Source organism: Paenibacillus cucumis (ex Kampfer et al. 2016) (genome assembly GCF_019748695.1).
Lineage (GTDB): Bacteria > Bacillota > Bacilli > Paenibacillales > Paenibacillaceae > Paenibacillus > Paenibacillus polysaccharolyticus.
Window position 1 is genome coordinate 42,947 of the sequence record NZ_JACLIC010000010.1, and the last position, 14,393, is coordinate 57,339.

The 14,393-nt window shown below is 47.6% G+C and carries 9 protein-coding genes; 5 read left to right on the top strand and 4 right to left on the bottom strand.

Annotated elements, in window-relative coordinates; translation table 11 throughout:
* Positions 1-78 precede the first annotated feature (78 nt).
* Positions 79-996 carry a PD-(D/E)XK nuclease family protein gene (locus tag H7T88_RS06595; protein WP_221787733.1) on the top strand — a complete coding sequence of 306 codons (918 nt, stop codon included), beginning with the start codon at positions 79-81 and terminating at the stop codon, positions 994-996.
* A gap of 157 nt (positions 997-1,153) precedes the next feature.
* On the opposite strand, the gene ald is transcribed toward H7T88_RS06595, so the two are convergent.
* Positions 1,154-2,287 carry an alanine dehydrogenase gene (gene ald, locus H7T88_RS06600; protein ID WP_154960574.1) on the bottom strand — a complete coding sequence of 378 codons (1,134 nt, stop codon included), beginning with the start codon at positions 2,285-2,287 and terminating at the stop codon, positions 1,154-1,156.
* Positions 2,288-2,476: 189 nt separating this feature from the next.
* On the opposite strand from ald, the gene H7T88_RS06605 reads away from it, so the two are divergent.
* The gene (locus H7T88_RS06605) at positions 2,477-4,147 is read left to right on the top strand and encodes a PucR family transcriptional regulator (RefSeq protein ID WP_221787735.1); all 1,671 of its coding nucleotides are present in this window, start codon (positions 2,477-2,479) and stop codon (positions 4,145-4,147) included.
* A 55-nt stretch (positions 4,148-4,202) separates the two neighbouring features.
* Here H7T88_RS06605 and H7T88_RS06610 read toward each other — a convergent pair whose 3' ends face one another.
* A complete protein-coding gene (locus tag H7T88_RS06610; RefSeq protein ID WP_221787737.1) occupies positions 4,203-4,490 on the bottom strand; it encodes a hypothetical protein in 288 nt (95 codons plus the stop codon).
* A gap of 302 nt (positions 4,491-4,792) precedes the next feature.
* Between H7T88_RS06610 and H7T88_RS06615 the strand changes: the two genes are divergently transcribed.
* Entirely contained in the window at positions 4,793-6,865 is a 2,073-nt protein-coding gene (locus tag H7T88_RS06615; protein ID WP_221787738.1) for an nSTAND1 domain-containing NTPase, read from the top strand.
* Positions 6,866-7,444: 579 nt separating this feature from the next.
* On the opposite strand, the gene H7T88_RS06620 is transcribed toward H7T88_RS06615, so the two are convergent.
* On the bottom strand, positions 7,445-9,385 hold the full coding sequence (locus H7T88_RS06620; RefSeq protein WP_154890749.1) for a sigma-54 interaction domain-containing protein: 1,941 nt from the start codon (positions 9,383-9,385) through the stop codon (positions 7,445-7,447).
* 510 nt (positions 9,386-9,895) lie between these two features.
* Positions 9,896-10,819 carry a proline dehydrogenase family protein gene (locus tag H7T88_RS06625; RefSeq protein WP_154890750.1) on the bottom strand — a complete coding sequence of 308 codons (924 nt, stop codon included), beginning with the start codon at positions 10,817-10,819 and terminating at the stop codon, positions 9,896-9,898.
* Positions 10,820-11,266: 447 nt separating this feature from the next.
* Between H7T88_RS06625 and pruA the strand changes: the two genes are divergently transcribed.
* Both pruA and rpoN read left to right on the top strand, forming a co-directional pair.
* Complete coding sequence (gene pruA, locus H7T88_RS06630; RefSeq protein ID WP_154890751.1) at positions 11,267-12,814, top strand: L-glutamate gamma-semialdehyde dehydrogenase; 1,548 nt, start codon at positions 11,267-11,269, stop codon at positions 12,812-12,814.
* Between the two features lie 122 nt (positions 12,815-12,936).
* Positions 12,937-14,241, top strand: a complete 1,305-nt coding sequence (gene rpoN / locus H7T88_RS06635) for an RNA polymerase factor sigma-54 (protein ID WP_154890752.1) — start codon at positions 12,937-12,939, stop codon at positions 14,239-14,241.
* Positions 14,242-14,393: the final 152 nt, after the last annotated feature.

Below are 14,393 nucleotides of genomic sequence, written 5' to 3' on the forward strand. Positions count from 1 at the left end.
ATACGTCCCTACAAACTCACCCTACGGCACGCAGCATTGGTATGAGTAGATCCGATATACAGAAAGGCAGATTATCATATGGCACAATACCCGCAGTGGTCTTATTCGCAGTCGCGGGCGAGTATGTTCGATGAGTGCCTGCGCAAATATTATTATCATTATTATGGTGCCCATAACGGCTGGAAAACAGAATCAGCGGATGAGATGCAGGTACGCTTGTATCGTCTGAAGCAACTGAGTAATCTTTATCTGGTATTTGGTGATCTTGCACACCGGATGTGTGAGTCGGCAGTACGAAGCAGAGAAGAGGGAAAACCGAAGCCACGTGAAGTTTTTTTGGAGAAAACGATACGTGATCTGCTGAACCAGGCATACAAAGAGTCGATGAATCCGGAGCAATGGCGACTCAATCCGAAAAATCATACGATGTTGTCGGAAATTTATTATGGCGATGATACACTGAACGACCGGGTCGCAACCATTAAAGAACGCGCAGGAGCCTGTGTAGGCAACTTGTATCAGACGCTGACGTGGGAAGATTTGTCCCGTGCAAGTACAACGATTCTGGAGATTGAGAAATGGGATACGATGCAGCTACATGATACGCGTGTGTATGTGAAAATGGACTTATTATATCGACGCAGCAACGGTAATATTGTCATTGTGGACTGGAAGACGGGCAAGGAGGATGACTTCTCCGATCAGTTAATTTTATACGCTTCCTATGTAAGAGAGCACTACCAGGTTCCACTGGAGCAGATTGAGATTCGGGTGGAGTATCTGTTGACTGGTAAACACAAAGAATTTGCTGCAACCGAAGAGGACATTTGCAAAGTAGAGGAGAACGTTGGGCGCTACATCGAGGAAATGCGCTCCTGTGTGGCCGATGAGTATTACAACCGTCCAAAGGACATGTCCTATTTCACCCCAATGCCTTCGCACCGTGCATGCCGGGATTGCAACTTTCGTGAGGTATGCAGTGAACGAGTGGTTTAATGAGCTTGGCGCGTAACCTGTACTATAATCCATCCTAATATGCGTCCTGTATGTCAAAAAAAGAAGCGCAGTGCCCGGAGGAATCCTCCATGGGCACTGCGCTTGTGTGCGTTCCACAGGCTGGACAATTTGCTTCCAGGTGGAACGGCCAGAAGATTTATTGGACAGCGGCGGCATCTTCCAGCGCCTGTCCTGCAGGTACGTAGGCGTGCCCGAGGTCACGGGCAACCGCCTCATATGTGATATGTCCATTCAGCGCATTCACCGCGCTGCGAATGGAGGAACTACCGCGAATCGCGGTGGCTGCACCATGGTTCGCCAGTTGCAGCGCATAAGGCATGGTGGCATTGGTCAGCGCCACCGTGGACGTGCGCGGTACGGCGCCAGGCATGTTCGCCACCGCATAATGCACGACACCATGTTTCACATAGGTGGGTTCATCGTGGGTGGTGATATGATCAATGGTCTCGACGATCCCGCCTTGATCAATCGCCACATCCACAATGACCGACCCGGGTGCCATGGTCTTCACAACCTGCTCGCTGACAAGTGTTGGCGCTTTGGCGCCCGGAATCAGCACCGCACAGATCAGCAGGTCCGCCCCGGTGACGGCGGACGCAATATTGGAAGGGCTGGATACCAGCGTCTGGATCTGATTGCCAAAAATATCGTCCAGCTGGCGTAGCCGATTCAGATTCAGATCCAGAATCGTGACATCCGCCCCCAGGCCAAGTGCAATTTTGGCCGCATTGGTACCTACCGTACCGCCGCCAATAATGACAACCTTGCCGCGGCTCACGCCAGGCACGCCGGATAACAGAATGCCTTTGCCGCCTTCTGTTTTCTCCAGAAGCTGCGCACCGATCTGCGCAGCCATCCGACCTGCCACCTCACTCATAGGTGTGAGCAGCGGGAGAGAGCCGCCGACTTCCAAGGTTTCATACGCAAGGGCAGTCACCTGTTTTTCGACCAGTGCTTTGGCGAGGGCCGGCTCTGCGGCGAGGTGCAGGTAGGTGAACAAAATCAGCCCTGGGCGAAAATAACCATATTCACTGGCAAGAGGTTCTTTCACTTTAAGGATGAGCTCGGCATCCTGCCATACCTGAGCGGCTTCTTCAACAATCAGGGCGCCAGCTTTAACATACTCTTTATCCGTAAATCCACTGCCAAGTCCCGCACCTTGTTCGATAAAGACCTGATGCCCGGCTGTCACAAAATCAGCTGTCCCGGCAGGAGTCATCGCTACACGATTTTCATTGTTTTTGATTTCTTTGGGAATCCCGATTCTCATAGCCATGCACCTCGTCCATTTTTTGGTTGTTAGCTTATACTACAAGTTTATGACTCCATGCGTCGTTTTGCACCTTACACAATGTCTAATTTTTAGGATCAAGACTCAACAATTCGTCGAAATAGACTGTTCAGGACACATGTCTTTGGATTATAATGTAAGAAAAAATAACACTAAGAGGGATCGACTTTGCGAAATGACCGTGTGTTTACTGTCAGAGATATCCTGCAACGTCCGGTATTTAGTCAAGCACGGCTCGCGGCAGGGAGAGAAGGGTTGGAACGTCAGGTAGGCTGGGTTCATGTGCTGGAAATTACCAATGTGTCCCCTTTTGTAAGCCCACATGATCTTATTTTATCCACGGGTCTATGGCTTCAGTCTGAAGAAGGGCGTGAAGCTTATCTGATGCAGCTGATCAACCGTGATGCAGCTGGATTATGTGTCGAGTTTGGCACCAGCATACATGCGATACCAGAGTCATTGATCGAACTGGCAAACCAGTATCAGTTTCCACTCATCGTATTTGAACAACCCGTGCGTTTTGTTGAGATTACGCAAGATATCCATTCTCTACTTATTAACCACCAACACCAGCTATTAAAGAGCCTGGAGACGTATTCCCGTGAGCTTCAGCAACGCACGTTGCAGCGTACAGATATGTCGGCGGTTCTCGACCTGCTACATGCCTATGCGTCAAAACCTGTGGTATACATCTCGTCGATGGAGGCCGGGAGTTTTGTGCCAGAACTCGCTCCAGACATGGAGCAGGCCATCTATAGCTGGTACAGCCAGGAAGTGGAACGGCTAAATCTGAACGACTCCGATACGGAGCTGTGGTTTCATATGGATGAGGAGAGGGCTTTGCTCTGTTATCCCGTGGTTTGTTTTGGCCAAGTATTTTCAGCCATAGGTATGATTGTGCACCCGTCGGCAACGGTAGAATATCTCAAGCTGTTGCTTGATTACACAGCCAAAGCTGCAGCTACGCTTACGCTTCGTTCACAATTTCTTGAAGAGAAGATGGTACGCAACCAGAATGAATTGATTCAGGATTTGATGAATGGCCACATTCAGCAGGAGGAACAGGCTAGAACACGTATGGGGCTTCGCTTGTTAGTGAAGGGACAATACTGGTTCGCGGGAGGTCTATTGCAGATTGAACATCGCATGAAGGGGACGGGCCGGGAGCGAATGGAGGCGAATCATCAGGACATTCTCGTATTGCTTCGCTCACTTCTGAAGAAAAATCATCTAACCAGCCTCATCATGCTGAAAAATAATCAAATCTACCTCTGTTGTGCCAAGGAAGAAACACAAACTGTCTCTGAACAGCCACTGATCCAAATGTTAGAGAGCATCACTCAGGATATGAAACGGTTCGCTCGCTCGAATCTGAAACAAGTCGAAATTCATGCGGGCTTCGGCAAACTTCGAAATCAACTAACTCTTCTGAAGGATAGCCTTCAGGAAGCGGTCCAGGTTATTGAAGTGGCGAGGTCTGTCAAATTAATGAAACATGTTCACTTTTACGATCGTATGGGTATATATCAAATGTTAAAAGCCATGCCGCTTTCTTTCCTGCAATCCTTTGCGAGCGATCATCTGGGTGTGCTTATAGAGCATGATCGAAGCCATCAGTTGCGATTGGTCGAAACATTGGATGCCTATCTGGCGAATTTCGGGTGCAAAAGGGATGCGGCCGCCCAGCTGTTCGTTCATCGGCAGACTTTGTATAACCGACTGGAGAAACTGGAAGAACTGCTGGGACCAGGTTATATGCAACAGGGAAAACGTGTGTGCTTGGAGATGGCATTGTTAGCTAATGCCATGATTGAAGGTGGAGATGGACAATTGTCATGACAGCAACGTTTTTGGATATGGGCAGTGCTTGAATAGAAGGTGTTTTTTTGCTCATTTACAGCTTGTTGATCCGTCGTATACCTCGTAAGGCACGAGACCGGCGACGGGACCCTGTATTGGAGAAACGGCTCCGATAGCGTTCGAATGCACGGGAAGAGGTAGCCTGAAGTGGTGAGGTAGGTGTTACAAGGCGATATGGAAATGTCATACGCTCAGACCTTCGTTCCCGTCTGTCTTGTGGATCTGCAACAGTTAAACCGGTAAGGTTTAACCATGCCTGAAGCTTACTGGAATGGATGCCAAGTTGTCCGCTCAAATGAGAAATGTCGAGATGTTTTTTCACACAAATCCGCCTTTCCTGAATTATCGGGCTGGAGTAGGATACGAAAGGAAAGCATGAAACCAAGTCGGTAAAATCGTGTGTGCAGGCTTGCTCAGGGTGATTGGCGGAGTGTTGCGTTTTGTGATATCCATAAACGGCGTGGTTCGATAAATGTAGAAGAGGCACAGATTTGCCTTTTTCTATAAATTGGCTTTTATCAAGATTCTAACATTTCGGAAGCGATTGCGCGTCTCAATATAGTCTCATTTTTATATAAAAGTAAGCTACAGTAAAAGTACCAGTATCTAGTACGGAGGATATATATGGGGAACGGAAGTGAATCTCGAAAACAGAAGGTTGTCAGGGACGAAAAGCGTTTCGTTGGTCGAGCCAGAGAGCTGATGATCCTAGAGCAGTGGTTTGAAAATGATGAAGCGCCTATGACTATATTTTCAGTTACGGGTATGGGTGGTATTGGGAAGTCTTCGTTACTTTCAGAAATGCTGTCCATCGCTAGAGAGCAGGAAGCAACCGCTATATGGATGGATGGACGGGCATGTGGCACAACGCCCTCCGTGTTTATGGATTATTTTAGTTCAACACTGGGACTGGAACTTGGGCTGTTGAATAGCCAGGGCAACATTCTGCTATCGTTGTTGAAAAGCATGCCCAGAGAGAAACGGTTCGTTATTGCAGTAGATAACTACGAGGAACTTGCATTGCTCGAGAGCTGGTTTATGGAAGTTTTCATAGCGAAACTTCATCTAAGTGGGATACTCATCATACTTGCATCTCGTTCAGAGCTTTCAGCAACATGGCGAACGCATCCCCGGCTGTATCAGCATCTGGTTCAATTGCAGCTGCAACATTTTACCGCGGATGAGATTACGGAGTATATTGCAACCGCAGGTTCATTAAAGCCGAGTATGGCTGGAGTTATTACGAGAATGACGGATGGACATCCGCTGGGACTTGCTCTTGCAGTGGAAGCGGCTGATCAGGAGCGGAATCTTCCTCATGCCGAGTGGGCTGAACTGTCACATATGATCAGTGCCCGGCTGTTACTTGAACTCACCACGCCACGTCTGCATCCGATGGTGGAGGTGTTAACCTTGCTGGAGACAGCAAACCAGGAACTCTTATCCACGGTACTGAATGTACCCGTTAAACAAGAAGAATATCACATGCTGAGACGGATGTCTTTCATTCGTTCCGCGCCGGACGGTCTGGCCTTGCACGATATGGCCCGGGTACATTTGATGCGGGATTTCCGGCAACGCGAGCCGCATCGTATGCAGTCCATGCGGATTCGGATTGCAGAGTTGCTGAAACCACTCCATGAACAGGCATGTGCGCTTGGGAAGCGTCAAATTGCGAGAAAGATGCTGTTACTCTGTCAGGAATCTATGCTCCAGTTTCGCAAGTATGCTGACGTCTCACGCGATTCTTTGTTCTCGCCGCTTGAACCAATGAAGCAGGCTGACCTACCATCTCTTCACAAGCTGCTAGAGCAATGGTGTGAATACAGCGTTGAGCCCTGGCAGGCCGTGAACTATGGCCCCTTCCTGGATGAACTGGCTCTCCGATATCCTGAAGGCATTGTAATAAAGCGGGATATGAAAGGCGAAACGATTGCGATGTTTATTACCGTGTTGGTGCATCGGGAGATCAGTGATTTACTTTTGAAATATTTTCCGAATGAGATGAAAGAGTGCTTTATGCCAGAGGAATTACAGAATGATCCGGATGAGAGTGATACACACTTCGCATTGCTGGCTGCGGCGAGAGATGATGTGCCTGGATATACACGTGAGGAACTTGTCGGATATATGACACTGGATCGTTTGTCGCTCCTGGGAGATGGGGCGAGAGCCATTCTTGTTGCGACCAATCCACATCTGAAGCTGTTTCTGCGGAGTATCGGCTTTCAGATGCGGAGAACGTCCACACGTGCGTGTGATCGATATGAAGATCAGGCGGATGTGCTGGAACTTGATCTGCGTAGCGGACAATTCGGTGCCTGGGTGATGTCCCTTTTGCATCCAGACCTCCCAGCTAATGCAATACAGCCCCAGATAACGGGATCCAATAACAGGGTTTGGTCTGAACAGGAAGTTCGTAAAATGCTCGGACACCTTCGCTCACCGGGAGAGTTACAAGAGTACGCAGACAGAATTACAGGTGTGAGGGACGGCATTCAGTTACAATTATATGTTCTGGATCTGTTGGAAGGCAGGATACATGGAGTGTCTCCCCAGGATCAGAAACTGTTACATGCGGCTTACTGGACCCATGCTGGCAATCCGACTGCCGCAGCGCAGGTGTGTTCGATGAGCAGGGCTACTTTTTATCGTCATATTAGAACTGCACTGATTCGTTTAGCGAGAATATTGTAAAGGGTGAAGAAAGATGGTCGCACAGAAATAGCAGAAGCCATCGGTTGAAATAACAAGAACAAGAACAAGGCAAAAATGAAAACCAAAACAAAAATGAAAAGCAACAACCAATAAACAATAAACCCGCAGTAAAACGGGAAAGATCCGTAACTGCGGGTTTTTCTAGCTGATTCATCTAGCTGTTCATAAGTAGCATCCCCGCAAACTCTAACGATCAGGAGAAACCTTATTTTGCACAAAATCGCCATGTTGAAATTCTAACGATCCGTACGGACGCTATTTCGAGCAATTTGCCCATTTCATCCCATTTTCAGCAGGACATTAGCTGAATAGCGTCACTGGAGATCGTTAGATTTTGAAACCACGCCTAAATGGGCAAATAAGGCTTGTGGTGATCGTTAGAGTCGCCAGAAACCTTATTTGCTGGTTTCTGCTCTCGGCGCTGAGCTTTCTCTGATTTTTCCTCAAATTCTCTGTATTCTATCGCCTGCAACGGCAAGGGTGGAATGTTCTTCGTTTGCTAGCCGTGCATTATGTTCAACTGTAAAAGAAAGCGGTAATCACCGCGGGAGTTATAGGTTATATACCAAGCCGATTCATACGGTTGTAGAGTGTAGCTCTGGAGATGCCAAGTTGTTTGGCGAGTGTTCGTTTGTTGCCGCCTGCGGCCTTCAGGTATTGAAGCAAAAGCCGAGCCTCATACGCATCCATCTGTTGCTGATAAGAGGAGCCGGAACTTTGTTCGGGGAATGTAACACTTGGGTTAGCCGCTTCCCGAGCAACCGCTGCAAGATGGTCAGGTCCGTGACTCTTTTGTAGAGAGTCTGTCACATTGGGGTCATGCGCTACTTCTTTTCCCGCAGACTTGAGGTTGGCTACTGTCTGTTCCGGCTCAGAAGGTACGTTTACTTTCGCTGATGTCAGCGAATCAGGCAAGTATTCCGGCTTGATCTCACCATCCATCGTTAGAATCGTCAGGCGCTCAATCACGTTGCGCAGTTCCCGGACATTCCCCGGCCAATCGTACTCGAATAAATGTTTGAACAATTCTGGAGGAATCACTTCAATATGACGATTGTAGAGTAGCGAGAATTCTTGCAGAAAAGTCTGGGTGAGCTCATAGATATCTTCTTTACGCAGCCGGAGCGGCGGAATAATCAGATTGATGACATTCAGTCGATAGTAGAGATCCTCCCGGAATTGATTACGCGTAATCATGGCAGGAAGGTCTTGATTGGTTGCAGCAATGATTCGGCAGTTAGCTTGTTTGGTGCGGGTACCCCCAACCGGAAAATAACTTCGTTCCTGCAACACACGAAGCAGCTTGACTTGCAGTTCAAAAGGCATCTCCCCAATCTCATCCAGAAAAAGAGTGCCACCCTCAGCCAGCTCGATTTTCCCCTTTTTCCCCTTAGGGTCTGCCCCGGAGAAAGCGCCTTTCTCGTAGCCAAACAACTCGCTCTCAAACAATGAAGCGGGAATGGCCCCGCAGTTAATCGCGATAAAAGGAGCAGTCTCTGGTTCACGAAGATCATGGATGGCTTTTGCGAAGAGTTCCTTGCCCGTGCCACTTTCCCCCATAATGAGTACCGTAGCAGGGGTGGTGCTGATCTTGCGAATAGTCTCCAGACATTGCCGGATAATTGGACTGCTACCTTTGATACGCGCAAAAGGATCGGTCTCGGGATGAAGCCGGGCAACGGCTTTTTCCAAATGCTGAATTTTGGAGGACATATGCAATAATTCCTGGTGAAGACGAATTTCAGTTGTGATATCGACCTCCGCAGCGACTGCACCAACAATACGACCATCCAGCCTGACAGGGCGGGCATTGATTAGAGCGAACAGATCAGACCTGGGTTGATGCTGTTTGCGGTAGACCGATTCACCGGAATATAACGTTTTAAGTGATTGAAGTCTTTCGGGTGGAAAAAAGTTGGCGGCAGGCTGACCGATAATATCGGTTTTGCGAATAGAAAATATATTCTCCGCACCGGATGTCCAGTACGCCACCTTGGCTTCTTCATCGATTAAAGATAATGCGGAACCGACTGTCTCAAGCGTAGTTTCCAGATAGGCTTCCATCAGTCGGTAGGCTTGATGAATTGAGTTCATGATATCGGATGCCGTGATATAGCCGATCCATTCGTCACGATCATTTTTGATGATGAGAACAGAGCTCTTGGAAAACAATGGAATAACTTGTGCCAGTTCCATAGAAAGTGAGATCAAAGGGACAGGGACAAAGAACGATGGGGTAACCGGAAAAGGGTCGGGATCTGTTGATTTAGCAGAAGATGCGGAAGGCAGGCCTTTCTCATCAGGCAAGTTTGGTTGATCCAGGAAGGAGCAATAGAGATAAGCGCTTCCTGTACCAGAACGTACAAAAACAGGTCGAGTTACGTTGATATCTGAATCCGTATACGGGCGTGGAAGAAGCTTTTCCTGAACGGAGGATTCATCGTAAATGTGCATGTCTGTTCGTGTCAGTTCTTTTAGAGTAGGTAGTAAATGTCTCATCAGGATCACCTCGATTACAACATACGGATTAAAGTGATTGGAATTAGTACTATTATATCGCTCCAACAGAGTTGTGTATATATTTTTTGACATCGATTGTTCGATTGTTTTGTTTTAATAACGCTCACCCATTTTGTAGTTTTTATGTATACGTTTTCTTTAGTTGAAGATATGAAAAAATGTTGATTTAGCTACATTTTCTAACTTATTTCAGTTTTTTTATTTATTTTTGTGTCAATTTATATAACGCTCATTATTTGTGAAAATGTATAAATATAAGAAAATATGTAAAGATGGAGACCGATGTGAGGGTAAGATACAAGATGATTAGTGTAGAATTTGTCTAAAATTTTGTACATTAAATTTTGTGTATTCTTATTTTTTAGACATATATTCTTGTTTAGAGTGAACGTTTAAGTTTGGCAGTGCTGCATCATCGGAAAAAGGAAAAACCATGCACTCCAGAATGACTGGGTTGCATGGCGTGAAGGGCTATCTCTTACATCAATTCTAGCGAAACATGTTCTTCACAACCATCCAGAGATTCGCAGGTTTCTCTGCCAGACGGCGGGTATAGTACGGGTACCACATCGTGCCATAAGGGACATAACAACGGATGCGATAACCTTCTTGTGCCAGACGCTCCTGTTCACTCATACGCAGACCGTATAACATCTGGAATTCAAAGGCTTCAGGAGAGATATCCCGATCCTTCGCGTATTGTTTCGTCCAGTTAATGATGTGATCATCATGGGAGGCCACAGCGGTATAAACACCTTGATCCAGATGATGACGAATCATCGTTTTGAACTGGTGAATGACCTCGGACGTATTTTGATATGCGACGCTTGCAGGTTCTTTATACGCTCCTTTGACCAAACGCAGCCGAACACCTTCCCGAATCATATCGCGGGTATCCTCTTCCGTTCGATGCAGATAAGCCTGCAATACGGTACCTGAGTTATCCAGCCCTTCCGCATGCAGTCTACGTACGATATCAATGGTTGCTTGGGTGAACGGACTGTCCTCCATATCAATCCGGACGAACAGTTCATGTTCCTTCGCTCGGGCGGCGACCGCACGAATATTCTGGTACCCTTCTTCCGGATCAAGTGCCAGCCCCATCTGGGTCGGTTTCAGTGAAACATTGGAGTCCACACCGCTATGCGCTATACCTTCAACTAACCTCACGTATTCATCTCTGTAAAGTGCCGCCTCGCGCAGATGGGTGATGCCCTCTCCCAGATGATCCAGTGTTGCCATAATGCCTTTGCTATTTAAAACGCGAATTTCTTCCAGCGCCTCTTCCAGCGTATTACCAGCTATGAACTTGCCAGCCAGCTTTTTGCCGTATTTGAGAGACAGGTTCTCTACGGCTTTATTGCCAGCTACGGTTAACAACGTTTTGCGATATAGTTCCGTTCCGACACTCATTGTGGTTCCTCCCTAAATATTCATGATTGTATATTTACATATCTAGCAAAAATCGTGCCAAAATCTGTTGAATGCGATTGCTGATGCCCTAATTTATTTTTATGAACATTTTTATCTCCGTGAAACAAAAAAATATTTCATGTTCTAGCGGAGTTGGCACGCTTCTTGCTTCATATATTTGAATGAGACGTAAGTGCTGCGTGAATCCGAGCAGCGATCGATATAAGTTGAACATTTTTTTACACAAATAACGGAAAGGACAGAAAAAACCTGGAAAAGCGAAGCGGTCGCATTTATCACCGGATTTTTCCCTTAGGAGAAGGGAATCCAAAAAATCTGGGGATAACAGCGAATGGAAGGTTATTCTGTCCTCGGAGTGCTCGTGTAAATTATCTTTGTGAGACTTATAAAGTGAGTAGAAACCACATCCTGAAGGAGGAATCATTGATGAATATCCCTTTTGTTAACGAACCATTTACAGCTTTTACGGTGCAAGCGAACCGGGAAGCCTTTGAGGAAGCGCTCCATAAGGTGAAATCCGAACTGGGACAGGAATATCCGATGATTATCGGTGGAAAAAAAATAACGAGCAACCGCACGTTAACTTCCGTGAACCCGGCTGCTAAGGACCAGGTGATTGGAACGATTCATCAAGCGGATCGGGAGCTGGCCGAGAAGGCCATCCAAACGGCTGCGGAAACGTTCCATACCTGGAAACATACGGACCCGAATGAACGGGCCCGTTATCTCTACAAAGCAGCGGCAATCATGCGCCGCCGCAAGCATGAGTTCTCCGCCTGGATGGTCTATGAGGCGGGCAAAACCTGGTCTGAAGCAGATGCAGATACGGCTGAAGCGATTGATTTTATGGAGTTTTATGCAAGGGAAATGCAACGTCTCAGTGAGCCGCAGCCGCTTGTACGGATTGTTGGTGAAGATAATGAATTGACTTACATTCCGCTTGGTGTTGGCGTGGTGATTCCGCCGTGGAATTTCCCGCTGGCGATTATGGCAGGCATGACCTCGGCTGCGTTAGTTTCAGGCAACACGGTGGTGCTAAAACCGGCAAGCACTACACCGGTCATCGCTGCAAAGTTCGTGGAACTGCTGGAAGAAGTGGGTCTGCCAGATGGAGTAGTCAACTTCTTGCCAGGGCCAGGCAGTGAGGTGGGGGATTATCTTGTCGATCATGCACTGACACGTTTTATCAGTTTCACAGGTTCCCGCGATGTCGGTCTGCGGATCAATGAACGTGCAGCACGCACCGCTCCGGGTCAGAAGTGGATCAAACGTGTGATCGCCGAGATGGGTGGCAAGGATTCCATTGTGGTTGACAGTGACAGTGATCTGGAACTGGCAGCCGAGTCGATCACAGCTTCGGCTTTTGGTTTCTCGGGACAAAAATGTTCAGCGTGCTCTCGTGCCATTATCCATAAGGATGTATATGATGAAGTATTACAAAAGGTGCTGGAGCGTACGAAGAAGCTGACGATGGGCAGTCCGCTTGAAGTGGGAAATTACATGGGACCTGTCATTGATGATAAGGCGTATGCAAAGATCACCGAATATATCGAGATTGGCAAAGGGGAAGGACGTCTGGTTCATGGGGGAGGTACCGGAGATCCGGCAGGATTTTTCATCGAGCCGACCATTATTGCAGATGTGGAACCGCATGCCCGGATTTCGCAAGAGGAGATCTTTGGCCCGGTGCTGGCTTTCATCAAAGCCGATTCATTCCAGGATGCGCTGGATATTGCCAACAATACAGATTATGGCCTGACAGGTGCGGTTATCTCGCGCAATCGGGCACATCTGGAGCAGGCAAGACATGAGTATTTTGCAGGTAATCTGTATTTCAACCGCAAGTGTACGGGAGCTTTGGTAGGGACACATCCATTTGGTGGATTTAATATGTCGGGTACCGATTCCAAAGCAGGAGGCAGGGATTATCTGTTGCTGTTTACTCAAGCGAAGCTGGTGTCTGAAAAATATTAAATGGCGTTTGAGACCGCATGTATGTATTGACATGCTGACAAGGGCTGAACTGTATGGTATTATTCCTGCAAATCCCAGTGTTGCAATGAATAGTATCCAGCTTGACATAAGGAGGGCATCGGATGTTAGGTGTTCAGTTGGTGCAGGAACAGCGCTTCCGGCTGTCCATCACGCCGGAAATGAAGCAGTCCTTTCATTTGCTGACCTTGTCCGGTCAGGAACTGATTCGTTATTTGCAGGATGTCGCAGCGGATAATCCGCTTCTTGAATTGGAAGAGCAGTCCGTTTATTCTTTTAAGCCATCAAGAAGAAACAATCAGCAGGTGTATCCTTCCTATGACCCTCTGCTTCAAGCCAAAGGAACAGCGCCTACGCTGGAACAAATCCTTGCTTCGCAAATTCGCACGATGAAAATTCCGCATAGGCTGGAGAAAGTGGCGGTCTATTTGGCTGGATGTGTGAATGCTGATGGTTACTTGAAGGTTGAGCTATCTGAAGTACAGGTTGAACTCGGATTGTCCATGAGCGAACTGAACGCAGGAATTGATTTGTTGCAGTCCCTGGACCCTCCGGGTGTAGGGGCGCGAAATCTGCAAGAATGTTTGCTGTTGCAGATTCAGCGTGACCCAGCAGCGATTCCTTATGCCGAGCGTATCGTGCGGGCAGGGCTGGAGGTGTTGGTTCCTTTTCATCCCGGGCGGACAGCAGGCAAGTATGGTATAACTTCGCGGGAAGCACAAGCAGCATACGAGTATATTACTCGTCTTGACCCTAAGCCTTGTCGATCGATAGGCTGTAATGAACGTGCACATTATATCGTCCCCGATGCTACTGTGGATATGGTTCATGGGGAAATGGTGCTCAAGCTGCTTGCAACAGGCAATCCACGCGTAACCGTAAATGAAGCTTGCAACAACTGGATACAGGAGTCGTCTCCCGGTGAGATCTGGGTGACTCGGGCAGCTGAGGCGAGAGCCGTTATACGCGGTGTGCAACAGCGGCGCAGGACATTGTTACGTGTGATGACGGCCATTATGGAAGAGCAAAAGCGCTTTTTAAGTGAGGGCCCCGCTGCACTGGTGCCGCTTAATCTGGCTGCGATTGCTGAGAAAGTACAGATGCATGAATCAACAGTTAGCCGGGCCGTGAACGGAAAATATATATACACTCCGTATGGGGTTTACGAGGTTAAGGCTTTTTTCGATTCCGGTATTACGACCGTGTCTGGAGAGCAGACGTCTGCATCGGCTGTCAAACGGCGGCTGAAGGAAATCATTCGAACCGAGCAACTAAACAAGCCGTACTCAGATAGCCAATTATCTGCTCTCCTTGAAGGCGAGGGCATCATCATTTCTCGAAGAACCGTTGCGAAATACAGGGAGGAGCTTCGAATTCTGTCATCCCTGGAACGAAAACGCTGGGCTTGAAGTGTATACGTCTTATCACGTTAAGTCTGAACGACTCTTTATAAATCTGAAATTTATCGTATCGAATTATACTTCAAATAGCCCCGTTATCCGTTGACTAACGGATAACGGGGCTTCTTTAGAATTTTTAATCTGAACTCATAAGATCAGTG